Source organism: Brachybacterium sp. NBEC-018 (assembly GCF_024860185.1).
In the GTDB taxonomy this organism is placed as follows: domain Bacteria; phylum Actinomycetota; class Actinomycetes; order Actinomycetales; family Dermabacteraceae; genus Brachybacterium; species Brachybacterium rhamnosum.
The window spans coordinates 250,815-265,094 of the sequence record NZ_CP100650.1 but is presented as its reverse complement, the minus strand read 5'-3'; the positions used below and the strand labels follow the sequence as shown (position 1 = coordinate 265,094).

Sequence of the window (14,280 nt, the reverse complement as noted above, 5' to 3'; positions counted from 1 at the left end):
CCATTCCTCCTGTGCCGGCAGTGCTCGTCGACCTGCTGACTCTGCTGTATCCCCAGCGCCTGCCTTCCTGACACCTCTGCTACTTCCGCAGTGCTCGTCGACCTGCCGTCTCTGCTGTACCGGCGGGGCTCCCCGGGCCTGCGGTGTCAGCACCTCGGCCGTGTCCCCTCGGCCTGTCGTTCCTGCTGTGCCTGCCGCGTTCGGCGTGCCCGCCGACTCCGCGGCGCCCGCCGTGCCCCTCGACTCCGCGGCGCCCGCCGTGCCCGCCGCGCCCGTCGGCTCTGCGGCGCCCGCCGCATCGGGCGTGCCTGTCGGCCCCGCGGCGCCCATCGTTCCTCCCCACTCACGGGTTATCCACAATTTCCACGGATGTGGTGGAGATGCTTGATCTCGAACGACTGTTCGGGGATGATGGGGGAAGCGAACAAGGGGTCGAATGCAGGGTGTCGTGTTTCGGATGCTGTAGGGCAGGATGAGGGAGGGGAATCATGGTCGAGCAGTGGATGCAGGACATGGCGTCGCTCCTCGCCGCGGCGCCGGATCAGGCCGCCCTCGCGTCCCTCCCGGATGCCGTCCAGATCGACCTCGTCACGGCCCTCGAATCCGCACGCGCATCGCTGAGCGCGGTCCAGGCGCGGGCGGAGGTCGCCTTCCGCGACGCGCAGCTGGAGGAGCAGCGCCGGCTCGGCGTGCCTCGCAAGGACCTCGGCCGGGGGATCGCGGATCAGCTCGCCCTCGCCCGCCGGATCACCCCCAAGCAGGCCTCGGACCAGCTCACCTTCCATCGCGTGCTGGTCGAGAGCCTTCCCCGCACCCTGCGCCTCCTCGAGGGCGGCCGGATCAGCGACTGGGGTGCGAACCAGGTGGCGCGGAACGTCCTGCTCCTGGACGAGGAGGACCGTGACCGGGTCGACGAGGCCCTCGCCCCGGTCCTCCCGTCCCTGACGGCCGGGGCGGCCGGCCGTCGGGCCCTCGCCCTCGCGCAGTCCCTGGATCCGGAGGCCGCCGTCCGCCGCCGATCCCTCGCGGTCGCCTCCCGGCGCGTGGGCCTGCGCCCGGCGCCTGACGGCATGAGTCATCTCCACGCCCTCGTCCCCGTCGAGGACGGCGTGGCCATGATCGCGGCGCTCCGCTCCGCGGCGGCGACCGCCCGGGCCACAGGGGAGAGCGGCGCGCTGCCGGTGGGCGCCGTCATGGCGGATTTCCTCGTGGAGCGCGTGACCGGCCGATCCCCCATGGTCGGGGTGCCCATCGAGATCCAGCTGCTCATGACGGATCGCACGCTGCTCACCGGTACGGAGGAGACCGCCACCCTCGACGGCATGCCCCTCCCGGGCGGCGTCGCCCGCGGCCTCGCGCTCGGTGCGACGGCGGCGCTCCGCACCCCGCATCGCACGTCGGTGCCACCCGGCACCGCCTCGCCGCCATCCGGCATCGGATCAGCGTCACCCGGCGCCGGGCCCCTGCTGCGCGGCGTCAGCTCGCCGCCACCGCCATCTGCGCAGGCATCATCGCCTCACTCGCCGCAGTCACCACCCGCGGACCGTCAGGGCACCACTCTGCCGATCGCCCCGCCGGAGGAGGCCTCGCGCTGGATCCGGCGGCTGTACACGGATCCCGCCACCGGTGAGCTGAACGGCATGGACACCCGCCGCCGCTTCTTCACCGGCTCCGTGCGCCGCTTCATCAGCCTGCGCGATCAGCACTGCCGCACGCCCTGGTGCGACGCGCCGATCCGGGACATCGACCACGTGCACCGCGCGGCCGACGGAGGCGCCACCGACCTCACCAACGGCGTCGGCCACTGCGAGCGCTTCAACCACGTGCGGGAGATGCCCGGCTGGGACTCGCGCCTCGAGCCCGTTCTCGCGCCCGGTGGCGCCATCGCGCCCGACCCCGCCATCACCTCCGACCCCGGCGCTGCATCGGGGAAGGTCCTGCGCATCACCACCCCCACCGGCCACGAGTACACCTCGCTCGCCCCGTCGCTGCGTGACGCTCTCGCCTAGCGGAGGCTGAGGCCCCCATCCGCGCCCAGCATCCCGACGAGCTCCTGCACGGTCTCGGGGATGCCGACGACCACCAGCTCCCCGGCGTCATCCGAGGCGATGGCGGCGCCGGCCTCGCTCGCCAGGAGCGTTCCGCCCACGAGATCCCAGATCTCATTGCGGTACGCCACCAGAGCAGCCAGCTGTCCTGTCACCAGCAGTCCCCAATCGGCCGACGGTGCCCAGGTCCGCAGGAGGCGCTTGGTGCCACGCTCCAGCGTCTCGAACATGGCGTTCCGCCGCGCATCGTCGTGCCCGACGCGGTAACCCTGGGTGAACGAGACCGTGGAGGTGCGCAAGGACTGCGGTGTGCCGACGGCCAGTCGCCGGGGCATGTCCGCCCCCTGCTGCCATGCGCCTTCGCCGCGGACCGCCCAGAAGGTACGCCGGCGAGGGGAGTCGTGGACCGCCGCCACGACCGGCTCGCCGTCCTCGCACAGCGTCAGGCACACGCCATAGACGGGGAGCCCGAGCACGTAGTTGTTGGTGCCGTCCAACGGGTCGATGAGCCAGCGATACCGGGAGTCTCCCGCAGCGCCCTGCTCCCCGTTCTCCTCACCGAGCACGGCGTGCTCCGGATAGTGCTCAGCGAGCGCCGCGGCGATCCTGTGTTCCGCCTCCCGATCCACGTGGGTGACGAGGTCGCCGTCCTCGCCCTTCGCCTCGACCCTCGCGCGCTCGAGCTCGGCAACCGCCAGATCACCGGCGTCCTGCACGAGGGAGACGGCGAGGGACGCGGCGCGGTGGAAGTCCATCTTCCGACTGTAGCCACGTCCTCGCTGTTCAGGAGCCGAAGCCGGCGAACGCCTCCCGGATCGCCGCGGCATCGGCGCCGGAGGCCAGCAGCACCTGCAGCAGCAGGCGCGCCTTCTGCGGGGACAGCAGCCCGGCCATGACGATGCCGCGCGCCACCAGATCCGCGCCCGCGCCGGGGTAGGCGTAGTGGGTCTCCGAGGTGCCGCCGCTCGCCACCCGCGTCGCGACGACGACCGGCACGCCGGCCTCGAGCAGGGCCGTGAGCCGCGGGACGGTGCCCGCCGCGACGTGTCCCATGCCGGCGCCCGCGACGACGAGGCCCCGCAGCCCCGTCGCCGCGGCATCGAGCAGCGCGAGGTCATCCCCGAGCCCGCTCATCACCGTCGCCACCGTCGGCAGCTCCGCCGGCAGGTCGCCGTCCACGAGCGCCGGCCGCGTCGGCGCCGGGAACAGGGGGCGCAGCAGCGGCCCGTCGATCAGCGCCACCGGGCCCGACGGCTCCGAGGTGAACGCCGAGACCGACCGCGAGGACGCCTTCGTCACCCGGTCCGCGAGATACAGCGCGCCGTCGAAGGCGACGAGCACGCCGAGCCCCCGGGCGAGCGGCGACGCCGCCGCATGCACCGCGTCCTGTAGATTCGCGGGCCCGTCGGCCCCCGCGGCGTTCGCGGGGCGCATCGCGCCGGTGACCACGAGCGGCGCGTCCCGGTCCCAGAACCGGTTCAGCAGGAACGCCGTCTCCTCGAGCGTGTCCGTCCCGTGGGTGAGGACCACGCCGCGGGCGCCCGCGTCCACCGCGGCCCGCGCCCGCTGCAGGACCGTGCGCAGGTGGGAGGGTCGCACCGAGGCGGAGGAGACGTTCGCGATCTCCTCGTGCACGAGCTCGATCCCGCCCTCGCCGCCTGCGCCCCGGAGACCGGCGGCGAGGCGGGCGCCCGCGTCGGCGGAGGGCACGGCGCCCTGGCCGTCCGCGTCCTGATGCATGAAGATCGTGCCGCCCAGGGACAGCAGCTGGACGCGGGCGGCCTCGGCGGCCGGGGCGGGGGTCATCGGGGATCCTTCGGGGAGGGGACGGCGGTCGGGGTGCGGCGCAGTCGCACGATCACCTCGGCGTGCTCCGTGTGCGGGAACATGTCGACGTAGCGGGCGGCGACGATCCGCAGCGAGGGCATGGCGGCGAGGTCCGCGGCGAGCGTGGCCGGGTTGCAGCTGGAGTAGACGACGTCGGCGACGCCGGAGCCCTCGAGCCAGGCGGCGAGCTCGGGGCCGATCCCGCGCCGCGGCGGGTTGACGATCGCGGCGTCCGGCGGACCCTCGGGACTCTCCGCCTCGTGGCGCGCCCAGGCGGTCGCGTCGTCGGCGAGGAAGGTGACCGGGAGGCCGTGCGCCGTGGCCGCCTCGCGGGCGCCGTCGATCGCCTCGGGCGTGGCCTCGACCCCGGTGATGCGGGCGGCGGGCGCGGCGAGCGCGGTGTGCAGGGCGAAGCCGCCGAGGCCGCAGTAGAGGTCCCAGACGCGGGGCGCGGGGGCGGAGAGCGCCTCGGCGATCCAGGCGGCACCCTGGCGGTACAGCTGCCCCGCGACCTCCGTGTGGGTCTGCAGGAAGGACCGCGGCCGCGCCCGCAGCACCACGTCCCCGGTGCGCACGCCGATCGAGGCGGCGCCCCACAGGGGCACCTCCTCCTCGCCCTCCACCCGCGTCGTGTGCTCGGGGTGGAGGTTCGCGGAGACAGCGACGATCGAGGGGTGCTCCTCCAGCAGTCGCGGCAGGTGCTCGCGGATCCGGCCCAGCGCGGAGTCCGTGCGGAGCACCAGGCGCACCACGTGCTCCCCGTCGGGCGAGGCGGTGACCAGCACGTTCTTGAGCTCGCCGCGACGCCGGGCGACGCTGTAGGGCGGCACCTGCGCGCGCCGCACGAGGGCCTTCACGCCCTCGAGCACGGCCTCGACGCCCACGGGGTAGAGGGGGCAGTCGCAGAGGTCCGCGCCCTCGGCCTGACCGGGCAGGCCCAGCACGGGCTCCTGCGCGGTGCCGGAGACGGCCATCTTCCCGCGGGCCCGGAAACCGGACTCGGCGCCCAGGACCGGCGGCCCCCACACGTCACCGGCAGCGGGGCCGGCGGTGGGGTCGACGAAGGGGGAGAGCAGCTCCTGGATCCGTGCGCCGGCCTCCTGCACCTGACGGGTGCGCGGGAGGGGCAGCAGGGTGCAGGAGCGGCATTCCCCGGCGTCGAAGTGGTGGCACTGCACCGGGGAAGTCTACGGGCGGTCGCGGAGGGCGATCAGCTCCCGGGAGGGCCCACCACGAGCATCGCGGAGAACACCACGGCGACCAGCACCACGGCGATCACGGCCGACGGGACCGGGCGTCGCACGGCGAGCGAGACGAGCTTCTCCGGTGCGGTGCGCGCGGGCTCCTCCCGCAGGCGCCACTGCTCGCCGACCTTCCCGCGCCGCAGCAGCCAGCGCTCCGCGGGGATCGTCGCGAAGGGCACGATCGCCGAGGCGAGGCCCAGCAGCAGCTCGCCGGCCCGCCAGCGCTGGTCGATCGCGACGACGACGGTCGCGACGACGAAGGCGAGGAACACGAAGCCGTGCAGGCCGCCGCCGATCCGCACGCCGAGCTCGGTGACCTGCGGCCCGTACTTGAGGAACATGCCGATCAGCAGGAGGGCCCAGGTCACGGCCTCCGCGAGGGCGAGGGCGCCGTAGAGACGGGCGGGGGAGAAGGCAGAGCGCATGGGGTCCTCGGGGTCGGGGGAGGGCGTCCGGCCGATCCTGCCAGGCACGGCTGGAGGTTCACCGGGACCTCGGGCCCGGGGCCGACGGGCGTCGGGCAGGACCCCGACGATCGGGTGGTGACCACGCGCACGCCCCGGGTCACACTGGGGGCATGACCTCGATCCCCGGCGAGATGTTCCTTCTCCTGACCCACGAGTCCGGCCGCCAGGAGGCGACGCAGTACCGCCGCCAGGCGCTCGTCGCCGCTGTGCTGACCGAGCTGCTGCTGCGCGAGCGGATCGCCCTGACGGAGGGGCGCAGTCCCCGCGTCGACGTGCTCGACCCGGCCCCCACCGGCGTGGCGGAGCTGGACCAGGTCCTCGCGCACCTGACCACGCTGCGGTCCCCGAAGATGGGCTCCCTGCTCGGGAAGCGCGCCTGCGACGTCACGGAGACCATCGGCGATGCCTTCGCGGCCGCCGGTGAGGTGCGGCGCAAGGACGGCTGGTTCCTCACCTCGTGGCCCGCCGGCAGCTCGGCCCTCGAGGCGGAGCTCCGCGCCCGCCTCGGCGCCGTCCTGCAGGGGACCCGGCGGGCGAGCCTGCAGGACGCCGTGCTGCTGGAGATCCTGAAGGCCCTCCGGGTGGGGCAGAGGATCCTGCGCGAGGAGTCCGGCGGCATGTCCCGGCGACAGCTCGACCGGACCGTCGAGGCGCTCGACGTCGACGTGCCGGCCGCCGCCGCCCTGCGCCGCATGATCGACGCCCTCAACGCCGCCATGGCGACCTCCGCGAGCACGACCACGATGGCCGGCGGGTCCTGACCCTCCTCAGCTCCGCCGCGTGGTGCGGGCGGTCGCCGGCGCGGTCCACGGGTCCTCCGGCCAGGGATGCTTCGGGTAGCGGCCGCGCATCTCCTTGCGCACGTCCTGATAGGGCCCGTCCCAGAAGGACCGCAGGTTGTCGGTGACGGCGAGCGGGCGGCGGGCCGGGGAGAGCAGGTGGAAGAGCACCGGCACCCGGCCCTGCACGAGCCGCGGGGTCTCCGCGAGGCCGAACAGCTCCTGCAGCTTCACGGCGACGACGGGGCGGGCGCCCGGGTCGTCGGGGTCCGGGTAGTCGATCCGGGCGCTGCTGCCGGAGGGGACCGCGAGCCGCGGCGGCACCAGCTCGTCGAGGGCGGCGGCCTCCGGCCAGGGCAGCAGGGTGCGCAGCGCGGCGGTCACGTCGATCGTGTCGAGGCGGGTCGCGGCGCGGCCCCGTCGGCCGGAGAGCTGCGGCCCCAGCCAGGCATCGAGCGTGTCCAGCAGGGACGCCTCGTCCATCGCGGGCCACGGATCGCCGAGCTCGCGGTGCACGAGCGCGAGGCGGGCGCGCAGGTCACGGGCCGTCTCCGGGAGTCGCAGGGCATCGAGCCCCTCCGCTCGGACGGCGGCGAGCACGGCGGGAGCGGCATCCTCCGCTGTCGCGGCGACCGGGGTAGAGGACAGCTCGATCGCGCCGAGGCGCCTCCGTTCCCGCACCCGCACCGCGCCGTCCTCGAGACGGGCGTCCCGGTCGCGCACGAGCAGACCGGCGCCGATCGTCAGGGCATCCTCCTCGGTGAGCGGGGCCGCGGCACGGATGACGGCGCCGGTGCCGTCGGCCGCGCGTCCCTCCGCCCGCTGCACCTCCCACACGGCGAGCCACTGGGCGCCGCGCAGGGTCGACTCCGCGGGCAGCGCCGCACGGGTGCCGGAGGCGAGCAGGTAGCTGCGGTGCTCGCCGCGGGGGCCGTCGTCGACCCGGCGGGCGATCCGCTCCGGCCGGCCGAGGGCGAGGACGGCGCCCACGCGCTCCTCCTCGCCGCCCGCGGTGAGCGGCGGCGGGGCCGACGGGGGTGCGTCCCGGTGCTCGCCGCGCACGAGCCGCTCGAGCCGCTCGACCTCCCGCCGCCAGGCGGCCGACGAGGGCGCCCGCCCCGCGCGCAGGTCCCGCAGCAGGCGCGGGAGGTCCGCGCCGACGGGCCGATGGTCGCCGGAGAGCGCGGCGACGGCCTCCGCCGCGGGGCGCGGGGCCCCGAGGGCGAGTGCGCCGTCCGCGAGGGCGCGCGCCTCGCGGACCCCGACGGGCCAGCGGGAGGCCCGCTCGCCTGCGGGGGTCGCCCGGCCGTCCTCGTCGACGAGTCCCATCGCCCGCAGGGTCGCCTCGGCGGCGCGGATCTCCCGCTCCGGCGGCGGTGTGAGCAGGGAGAGGCCCTCGCCGCGGGGCGTGCCCCAGCAGGCGAGCTGCAGCGCGGCGTCGGTGAGGTCCGCCGCGGTGATCTCCGGGGCGGAGTGCGCGGGCATGCCGGCGAGGTCCGCGGGCGAGAGGACCCGCACCGCGCGGCCGGGGCCGGTGCGGGCGGCGCGGCCCGCCCGCTGCTCGATCGCGGCCCGTGAGGCGCTCACCGTGACCAGGCCCGTCATGTCCCGCCCGCGGTCGCGGCGCACCTCGCGGGACAGGCCCGCGTCTACCACGAGGTGCACGCCCGGGACGGTCAGGGAGCTCTCCGCGATCGCCGTCGAGACCACGATCCGCGGCGGCTCGCCCGGGCGCCGGCCGCCCGTCGCGCGGTCCTGCGCGGCGGCGTCGAGGCGGCCGTGCAGGGGCAGCACCTCGACCCCGTCGCCGACGAGGCCGCGCAGGCGGGAGACCGTCTCGTCGACCTCCCGCGCGCCGGGCACGAAGACGAGCGCGTCGCAGTCCTCCTCCGCCCGGGTGCGGGCTGCGGTGCGGGCGAGGTGGTCGAGGTACTCGCGGGGCACGCCCCGGGCGTCGAGCCGCGGGGTGGGCGGCGGCGCGAGGTCCAGGCGCAGCGGGTGCAGGGCGCTCGGCACCTCCACGATCGCGGCGCCGCCCAGCAGATCGGCGACCGCCGCGGCGTCGAGCGTCGCGGACATCGCCCCGACCAACAGGTCCTCCCGCAGCAGGCGCACCTCGGCGAGCATGCCGAGCAGCAGGTCCGTCTCGAGGGAGCGCTCGTGCACCTCGTCGAGCAGCACCGCGCCCACGCCGGGGAGCTCGGGATCCGCGAGCAGGCGCCGCAGCAGCACGCCCGGGGTGAGCATCTCCAGCCGCGTGGACGCCCCGACCTCGCGCTGACCGCGCACGGTGAAGCCGACGGGGCCGCCCGCTCGGCTGCCGTCGAGCTGGGCGATACGGCGGGCGGCGGCGCGCACGGCCACCCGCCGGGGCTGTGTGACCAGGGTCGATGCGGTGGACGCCGGGGACCGCTCGGCGAGGAGGTTCGCGATCAGCGGCGGCAGCAGGGTCGTCTTGCCGGTGCCGGGCGGCGCGGTGACGACGAGCGCGCCGGTCGCGGCGGCCGCCTCGAGCTCCGCGCGGGCGGCGGCGACGGGCAGGCCCTCGCCGATCCGGTCGAGGTCGAAGCGATGCGGCGCGGTCACCGTGGAAGGCTAGCCGAGCGGTCCGCGCCGGTGCGGGGTCAGTCGATGAGGTCGAACTCGACCTGGTCCGTGTCCCCGCAGACGCTCGTCACGGAGATCGTCCACTGGTCCTCGATCGAGACGGTCTCGCCGATCGCCGCGGGCTCGATCCCGCGGGTGCCGCCGTCGACGGTGGCGCTGAGCACCGCCTTCTCCCCGTCGATCGAGACGGCCTCGATGCTCAGCGACTCGCCGCCGCGCTCGGGGAGGTCCGGCGTGGACGGCGAGCCCTCCTCGGTGAGATAGGCGCCCTCGCCGGTGCAGGCGGCGGGCGGCTCGAAGCCCTCCGGCGCCGGGGTGACCGGATACGGGTCGCTCGAGACCTCGACGGTGGCCTGCCCGGTGCCGCCGCCGTCGGAGGGCGCGAGGACGACGGTGCCGTCGCCGCCGTCGTCGGAGGCGCCGCTCGCGCCGCCCGCATCGGAGGCGGAGGAGGGGGCGGTCGGGTCCGCGACCGGGTCCTCGACGCCGCTCGTGCAGCCGGCGGCGAGCAGGCCCACGGCGAGCAGGGACGTGAGGACGCCCAGGCCGGAGCGGTGGAAGGGGCGACGGGCGGCGGTGCGGGTCACGCGGGGAGTCCTCCGGGGTCAGGGGTCGCGGCGGGACACCGCGACGGGCCGACCCTATCCCCGGGCCCCGTCCGTGGCACCATCGGGGGAGCGGCAGGACCTGCCGGAACGCGGAGGAGCACCGCGAACACGGCGAACGTGACGAGGAGGGGAGCGCATGGTCAGGACACCGCGACCGACGCCGGCGGCGCTCGCCGGGAGCACCCCGCCCGCGCAGCGCGTGCGGCCCGTGGACTGGAGCGCGCGGCCCGCCGGTGCCGGCAGCGCGGAGGGAGCCGACGGCGGGGATGTCGCTGCCGCCGCCGACCCCTCCCGCAGTCCGTCGGCCCCGCTGCCCCGCCGGCGCGCCCGCACCGTCGAGCTGCCGCGCCCCGAGTCGGCGCCGCCCGCCGGGGCCGTGCACTCGCTCCGTGCCGACGACCCCCGTCCCCTGCCGAGACCGCTGCGGATCGACGAGGGGCTCGTGCGCACCGTCGGCGTGGACGGGGTGGACAGTGAGCAGATCGTGCTCGCCGTCGCGGACCCCGAGGACGCCTGGACCGCGGACGCCGGAACGAGCGACCACTTCCGCCGTGGCGGCATCGTGGTGCAGGTGCGGCGCGCGGACAACGCCGTGATCGGCCTGTTCTCGACGCCCTACGCCCTGTCCGTGCGGCCCGAGGAGTACGAGCCCGCGCTCGACCTCGCCGATCTCGCCGCCGGTCGCAGCGCCCGCGGCGGCACCGGCACCCGCCACCCCACCTCCCGCCGCGAGCTGCTCGTGCGCATGCAGGAGGCCGGGTTCGTGGTGACCCCGGGATCCGGCCACGGCCGCGTCACCCACCCCGACCACCCGGGGCTCTTCGTGCCCTTCGCCTCGACACCGTCGGACCGCCGCTTCACCCGGCACGCGGTCGCGCAGATCCGGCGCGTGTTCGGCATCGACCTGCGCCGCTGAGCACCGCCGGGCCGGACGCTGCCCGTTCACAGTGCGTGACCTCCTGACCGCGTGCGTGCGCGGGGCTCCTAGCCTGGGCGTGGACCGCCGCCGCCCGTGAGGAGAACCCGCCAGCATGACCCGCTACGACTTCGAGACCCTCGTGGACCGCACCGCCATGGGCTCCTCCAAGTGGGCGGCGATGCACCGCGCGGCCGCCGCGCACGGCACGGACCTCACGGCCCATGACGGGCCGATCGCGCCGTTCTCCATCGCGGACCTCGACCTGCCCAACGCGCCCGAGATCGTCGAGGCCCTGCAGGAGGCGCTCGCCGGCGGGCTCGTGCTCGGCTACACGGTCCCGACGGAGGCCTACCTCGACGCGGTGACCGGCTGGTTCGCGCGACGCCACGACTGGCACGTGGAGCCGGAGTGGGTGCGCGTGACGCCCGGCGTGATCCCCGCCTTCACCCTCGCGATCCGCGAGTTCACCGCGCCCGGCGACGGCGTCATCGTGAACACGCCCGCCTACTACCCGATGTTCCCCTCGATCGGGTCGAGCGGCCGGCGCGTGGTGCGCAACCCGCTCGTGGAGCGCGAGGGCCGCTTCCGGATCGACCTCGACCTGCTCGAGGAGCAGGCCCGGGACCCGCGCACCACCGCGCTGCTCTTCGCGAGCCCCCACAACCCCACCGGGCGGGTCTGGGAGCGGGAGGAGCTCGAGGCCGTCGCCCGGATCGTCGTCGAGCACGACCTGCTGCTCATCAGCGACGAGATCCACCACGACCTCGTCCAGCCCGGGCACCGGCACACCGTCGTCACCGAGGTGGACCCCGCGCTCGCGGAGCGGACCCTCGTGCTCACCTCGACGAGCAAGTCCTTCAACATCGCCGGCCTCGGCATCGCGAACGCGATCATCCCGGACCCGGAGCTGCGGGACCGCTTCACGCGGGCGCGCGACGACCTCGGCTTCGACAACCCGACCGTGCTCGGCGCGGTCGCCGTCCAGGCCGCCTACACGCGCGCCGAGGGCTGGCTCGACGAGCTCAACGCGCTCGTGGGCCGGAACCAGGCCCTGCTCACGGCGTTCTTCGCCGAGCAGTTCCCGAGCGCACGGGTCGCGCCGCTCGAGGGCACGTTCCTGAGCTGGGTGGACCTGCGGCCGCTGGGGCTGGACGCCGAGCGCCTCGCCCGCCTCACCGCGGGGGAGGCCGCCCTGTTCCTCGACGAGGGCACCGTCTTCGGCCCCGAGGGGGAGGGCTTCGAGCGCTTCAACATCGCGACCCCCACCCCCGTGCTCGAGGCCGGTCTCGAGCGTCTGCGCCGGGCGCTCGACGCGGCCCTCGCCTGACGAGGCGGCGGCTCAGAAGGAGTCGGCGATCGCCTGCAGGCGGGCCCGGTACGCGACGAAGTCGTAGTCCGCTCCGGGCAGGTTGTCCCCGGCGCCGCGCAGCCCGGCGGCGCCGTCCACCTGCTCGCGGAGGATGTCCGCGTGGCCGGCATGACGGGAGACCTCCACGGCGACGTGCACGAGGATCCGGTGCAGGGTGACGTCGCCGCGCTCGCCCCACCAGGGCACGTGCCCGGCCGCGTCGAGGGGGAGTTCGGCGACGGTCCCGTCGGCGAAGGCGCGCACCCGCGCGTACGTCGCGAGCACCTGCTCGGCGCTCTCCTCGGGGCCGACGACCCAGTCCGCCTGCGGATCGGCGACGACCGCCTCCTCCGGCACGAGCTCCTCGGGCGCGGGGTAGGCGCGGCCGAAGGTCTCACCGAAGTAGCCGGCCTCGACGTTCGCCACGTGCTTCACGAGGCCCAGCAGGGTGGTGCCGGTGGGGGTGCGGGGCAGGCGCAGCTCCCGCTCGGGGAGGCCCTCGACCTTGCCCACGAGGGCCGTGCTCGCCTCGCGGAGGTAGCGGTGCAGGGTGTCCTTGGCGGCGTCGCGCGGCGGGGTGGGATCCGGTGTCGTCATCGGGCCAGTGTGCGCCGCCCGGGGTGACAGGACGTGTCCGCACAAAAAGGTGCCCCGGCTCGTCCCCACGAGCCGGGGCCATCCCTTTCCCCCGCGTCCCGGAACCGTGGACTCTGCCTCCTCCTCAGTCAGCAGGTCCTCCGTGACGCGATGGGATTACTACACACGGGCTCCCGGAAGGTTCGCTGGAGCACCCCTGCCAAGAACCTGAGAGCGGGTGCCCCCAGCTGGGCAGGCGCTGGTCATCGCGATATCGGTGCAGGTCAGCGGATCACATGCGCGCGGCGATTCTGCTCGGATGTGATCCAGCGCACCGGGCCGGGATCGCGGTAGATCGGCGCGGATCAGGCGTCGGCGGAGGGGGTCGCCCCGCGCGCCGGCGTCGGGGTGTCCTCGTCCGTGCCGAAGCGGCGGTAGATCATCGCGAGCACCGCACCGGAGAGGTTGTGCCAGATCGAGAAGACCGCGCCCGGCAGCGCCGCGGCGGGCGAGAAGTACTGTGCGGCGAGGCCCGCGGCGAGGCCCGAGTTCTGCATGCCGACCTCGATCGAGACGGTGCGGGCGGCGCGCACGGGCTGCTTGAGCACGCGGGCGAAGCCGTAGCCGAGCAGGTAGCCGAGCACGTTGTGGAGGATGACCGCGAGCAGCACGATCGCGCCGGCCTCGAGGACCTTGTCCGCGCTGTTGCCGACCACGGCGAGCACGACCATCGCGATGGCGATCGTGGAGAGCCAGGGCAGCACCGGCAGGATCCGGTCCACGAGCTTCGAGAGCAGCAGGCGCACCACGAGGCCCAGCACCACGGGCACCAGCACGATCTTCACGATCGACAGCGCCATCTCGCCGCCGTCGACCGGCATGTACTGACCGGCGAGCCACAGGGTCAGCAGCGGCGTGAGGATCGGGGCGAGCAGCGTGGAGATCGAGGTCATCGTGACCGAGAGCGCCGTGTCCGCCTTGGAGAGGTAGCTGATGACGTTCGAGGAGGTGCCGCCGGGGGCGCAGCCCACGAGGATCACGCCCGCGGCGAGCTCCGGCGGGAGCTGCAGCAGCACGGTCACGCCGAGGCCCAGCAACGGCATGATCACGTACTGGGCGACGACGCCGATGAGCACGGGCAGCGGGCGGCGCACCACGAGGGCGAAGTCGGGGATCGTCAGCGTGAGCCCCATGCCGAACATGATGATGCCGAGCAGCAGGTTCACGTAGGGGACCAGCTGCTTCGTGGTGTCCGGCAGCAGGAAGCCGGCCGCGGCGGCCGCGAGGACGAGCAGCGGGAACACCGTCACGGCGATGCGCGCGGAGCGGTCCTCCTTCGCGCGGTCGGCGGCGGCGGAGGCTCCGGCGGGGGAGGAGTCGGTGGGGGTCGAGGAGGGGGAGGGGGAGTTCTCGGTCACCCGCTCACGATAGGGCGCCCGCCCAGGATTCGAGACGAGATCTCGGATCCTGGGCGGCCCTCAGACGCGGTGGCGGCGCACCGTCCGCGCGAGCCGCGCGGGGACGGCGGGCTTGCGGCCCGCCCACTCCACCGGTGAGAGGGCCGGGGCCGACGTCGGGCCCGCGGCGGCCGGCGCGCCGCCGGCAGCAGGGCCGACGGAGGCGCCGTCGGCCGTGTCCTCGGAGTCGGTCGCGGGACGGATGCCGACGGTCGGGGCGGGAGCGGTGCGCACGGTGGAGAAGACCATGGCACGACGGTGCGGCCCCGAGCTGTCGATCCGCTGTGCGGGGCACGGACCGGGCATGTGCACGGCGGCGCCCGGCGGCGACCGCGGTGAGCACGGTCACCGCGCCACCTGCGCCGATGGTCTCTCATCAGCACCATGGGCGCCGCACAGC

General features: G+C 75.2%; 13 protein-coding genes. 4 read left to right on the top strand and 9 right to left on the bottom strand.

Going from position 1 to position 14,280, the window contains the following annotated elements:
• The first annotated feature begins 488 nt into the window (after positions 1-488).
• Entirely contained in the window at positions 489-2,009 is a 1,521-nt protein-coding gene (locus NLU66_RS01170; protein WP_259361131.1) for a 13E12 repeat family protein, read from the top strand.
• On the opposite strand, the gene NLU66_RS01165 is transcribed toward NLU66_RS01170, so the two are convergent.
• Genes NLU66_RS01165 through NLU66_RS01150 form a run of 4 tightly spaced genes read right to left on the bottom strand, consistent with a single transcriptional unit; the run spans position 2,006 to position 5,544 of the window.
• Complete coding sequence (locus tag NLU66_RS01165) at positions 2,006-2,803, bottom strand: inositol monophosphatase family protein (RefSeq protein WP_259361130.1); 798 nt, start codon at positions 2,801-2,803, stop codon at positions 2,006-2,008. The two genes, NLU66_RS01170 and NLU66_RS01165, sit on opposite strands and share 4 nt — an antisense overlap.
• Positions 2,804-2,831: 28 nt before the next feature.
• The gene (locus NLU66_RS01160; RefSeq protein WP_259361129.1) at positions 2,832-3,854 is read right to left on the bottom strand and encodes an asparaginase; all 1,023 of its coding nucleotides are present in this window, start codon (positions 3,852-3,854) and stop codon (positions 2,832-2,834) included.
• Positions 3,851-5,053: a methyltransferase domain-containing protein gene (locus tag NLU66_RS01155; protein WP_259361128.1), complete on the bottom strand. Its 1,203-nt coding sequence runs from the start codon at positions 5,051-5,053 to the stop codon at positions 3,851-3,853. The genes NLU66_RS01160 and NLU66_RS01155 overlap by 4 nt, the downstream gene beginning before the upstream one ends.
• A gap of 32 nt (positions 5,054-5,085) precedes the next feature.
• On the bottom strand, positions 5,086-5,544 hold the full coding sequence (locus tag NLU66_RS01150) for a DUF3817 domain-containing protein (protein ID WP_259361127.1): 459 nt from the start codon (positions 5,542-5,544) through the stop codon (positions 5,086-5,088).
• A 152-nt stretch (positions 5,545-5,696) separates the two neighbouring features.
• Between NLU66_RS01150 and NLU66_RS01145 the strand changes: the two genes are divergently transcribed.
• Complete coding sequence (locus tag NLU66_RS01145; protein WP_259361126.1) at positions 5,697-6,347, top strand: GOLPH3/VPS74 family protein; 651 nt, start codon at positions 5,697-5,699, stop codon at positions 6,345-6,347.
• 6 nt (positions 6,348-6,353) lie between these two features.
• Here NLU66_RS01145 and hrpB read toward each other — a convergent pair whose 3' ends face one another.
• Positions 6,354-8,951: an ATP-dependent helicase HrpB gene (hrpB, locus tag NLU66_RS01140; RefSeq protein ID WP_259361125.1), complete on the bottom strand. Its 2,598-nt coding sequence runs from the start codon at positions 8,949-8,951 to the stop codon at positions 6,354-6,356.
• A 38-nt stretch (positions 8,952-8,989) separates the two neighbouring features.
• The gene (locus tag NLU66_RS01135) at positions 8,990-9,559 is read right to left on the bottom strand and encodes a hypothetical protein (RefSeq protein ID WP_259361124.1); all 570 of its coding nucleotides are present in this window, start codon (positions 9,557-9,559) and stop codon (positions 8,990-8,992) included.
• Positions 9,560-9,716: 157 nt separating this feature from the next.
• Between NLU66_RS01135 and NLU66_RS01130 the strand changes: the two genes are divergently transcribed.
• Positions 9,717-10,496 (top strand): hypothetical protein, encoded by a 780-nt coding sequence (locus NLU66_RS01130; protein WP_259361123.1) that lies wholly within the window; start codon positions 9,717-9,719, stop codon positions 10,494-10,496.
• Between the two features lie 115 nt (positions 10,497-10,611).
• Complete coding sequence (locus tag NLU66_RS01125; protein ID WP_259361122.1) at positions 10,612-11,826, top strand: MalY/PatB family protein; 1,215 nt, start codon at positions 10,612-10,614, stop codon at positions 11,824-11,826.
• A 12-nt stretch (positions 11,827-11,838) separates the two neighbouring features.
• Here NLU66_RS01125 and NLU66_RS01120 read toward each other — a convergent pair whose 3' ends face one another.
• The 3 genes from NLU66_RS01120 to NLU66_RS01110 form a co-directional block, all read right to left on the bottom strand.
• Positions 11,839-12,444 carry a DinB family protein gene (locus tag NLU66_RS01120; protein WP_259361121.1) on the bottom strand — a complete coding sequence of 202 codons (606 nt, stop codon included), beginning with the start codon at positions 12,442-12,444 and terminating at the stop codon, positions 11,839-11,841.
• Between the two features lie 344 nt (positions 12,445-12,788).
• Positions 12,789-13,841: a bile acid:sodium symporter family protein gene (locus NLU66_RS01115; protein ID WP_416232172.1), complete on the bottom strand. Its 1,053-nt coding sequence runs from the start codon at positions 13,839-13,841 to the stop codon at positions 12,789-12,791.
• A gap of 60 nt (positions 13,842-13,901) precedes the next feature.
• Positions 13,902-14,129, bottom strand: coding sequence for a hypothetical protein (locus NLU66_RS01110; protein WP_259361120.1), 228 nt, complete (start codon positions 14,127-14,129; stop codon positions 13,902-13,904).
• Positions 14,130-14,280: the final 151 nt, after the last annotated feature.

Bases quoted from the DNA above. Each gene is read 5' to 3' on its own strand.
- NLU66_RS01130 (WP_259361123.1), top strand. From the start codon at position 9,717: ATGGTCAGGACACCGCGACCGACGCCGGCGGCGCTCGCCGGGAGCACC.
- NLU66_RS01110 (WP_259361120.1), bottom strand. From the start codon at position 14,129: ATGGTCTTCTCCACCGTGCGCACCGCTCCCGCCCCGACCGTCGGCATC.
- NLU66_RS01150 (WP_259361127.1), bottom strand. From the start codon at position 5,544: ATGCGCTCTGCCTTCTCCCCCGCCCGTCTCTACGGCGCCCTCGCCCTC.
- NLU66_RS01125 (WP_259361122.1), top strand. From the start codon at position 10,612: ATGACCCGCTACGACTTCGAGACCCTCGTGGACCGCACCGCCATGGGC.
- NLU66_RS01145 (WP_259361126.1), top strand. From the start codon at position 5,697: ATGACCTCGATCCCCGGCGAGATGTTCCTTCTCCTGACCCACGAGTCC.
- NLU66_RS01120 (WP_259361121.1), bottom strand. From the start codon at position 12,444: ATGACGACACCGGATCCCACCCCGCCGCGCGACGCCGCCAAGGACACC.
- NLU66_RS01165 (WP_259361130.1), bottom strand. From the start codon at position 2,803: ATGGACTTCCACCGCGCCGCGTCCCTCGCCGTCTCCCTCGTGCAGGAC.
- NLU66_RS01160 (WP_259361129.1), bottom strand. From the start codon at position 3,854: ATGACCCCCGCCCCGGCCGCCGAGGCCGCCCGCGTCCAGCTGCTGTCC.
- NLU66_RS01170 (WP_259361131.1), top strand. From the start codon at position 489: ATGGTCGAGCAGTGGATGCAGGACATGGCGTCGCTCCTCGCCGCGGCG.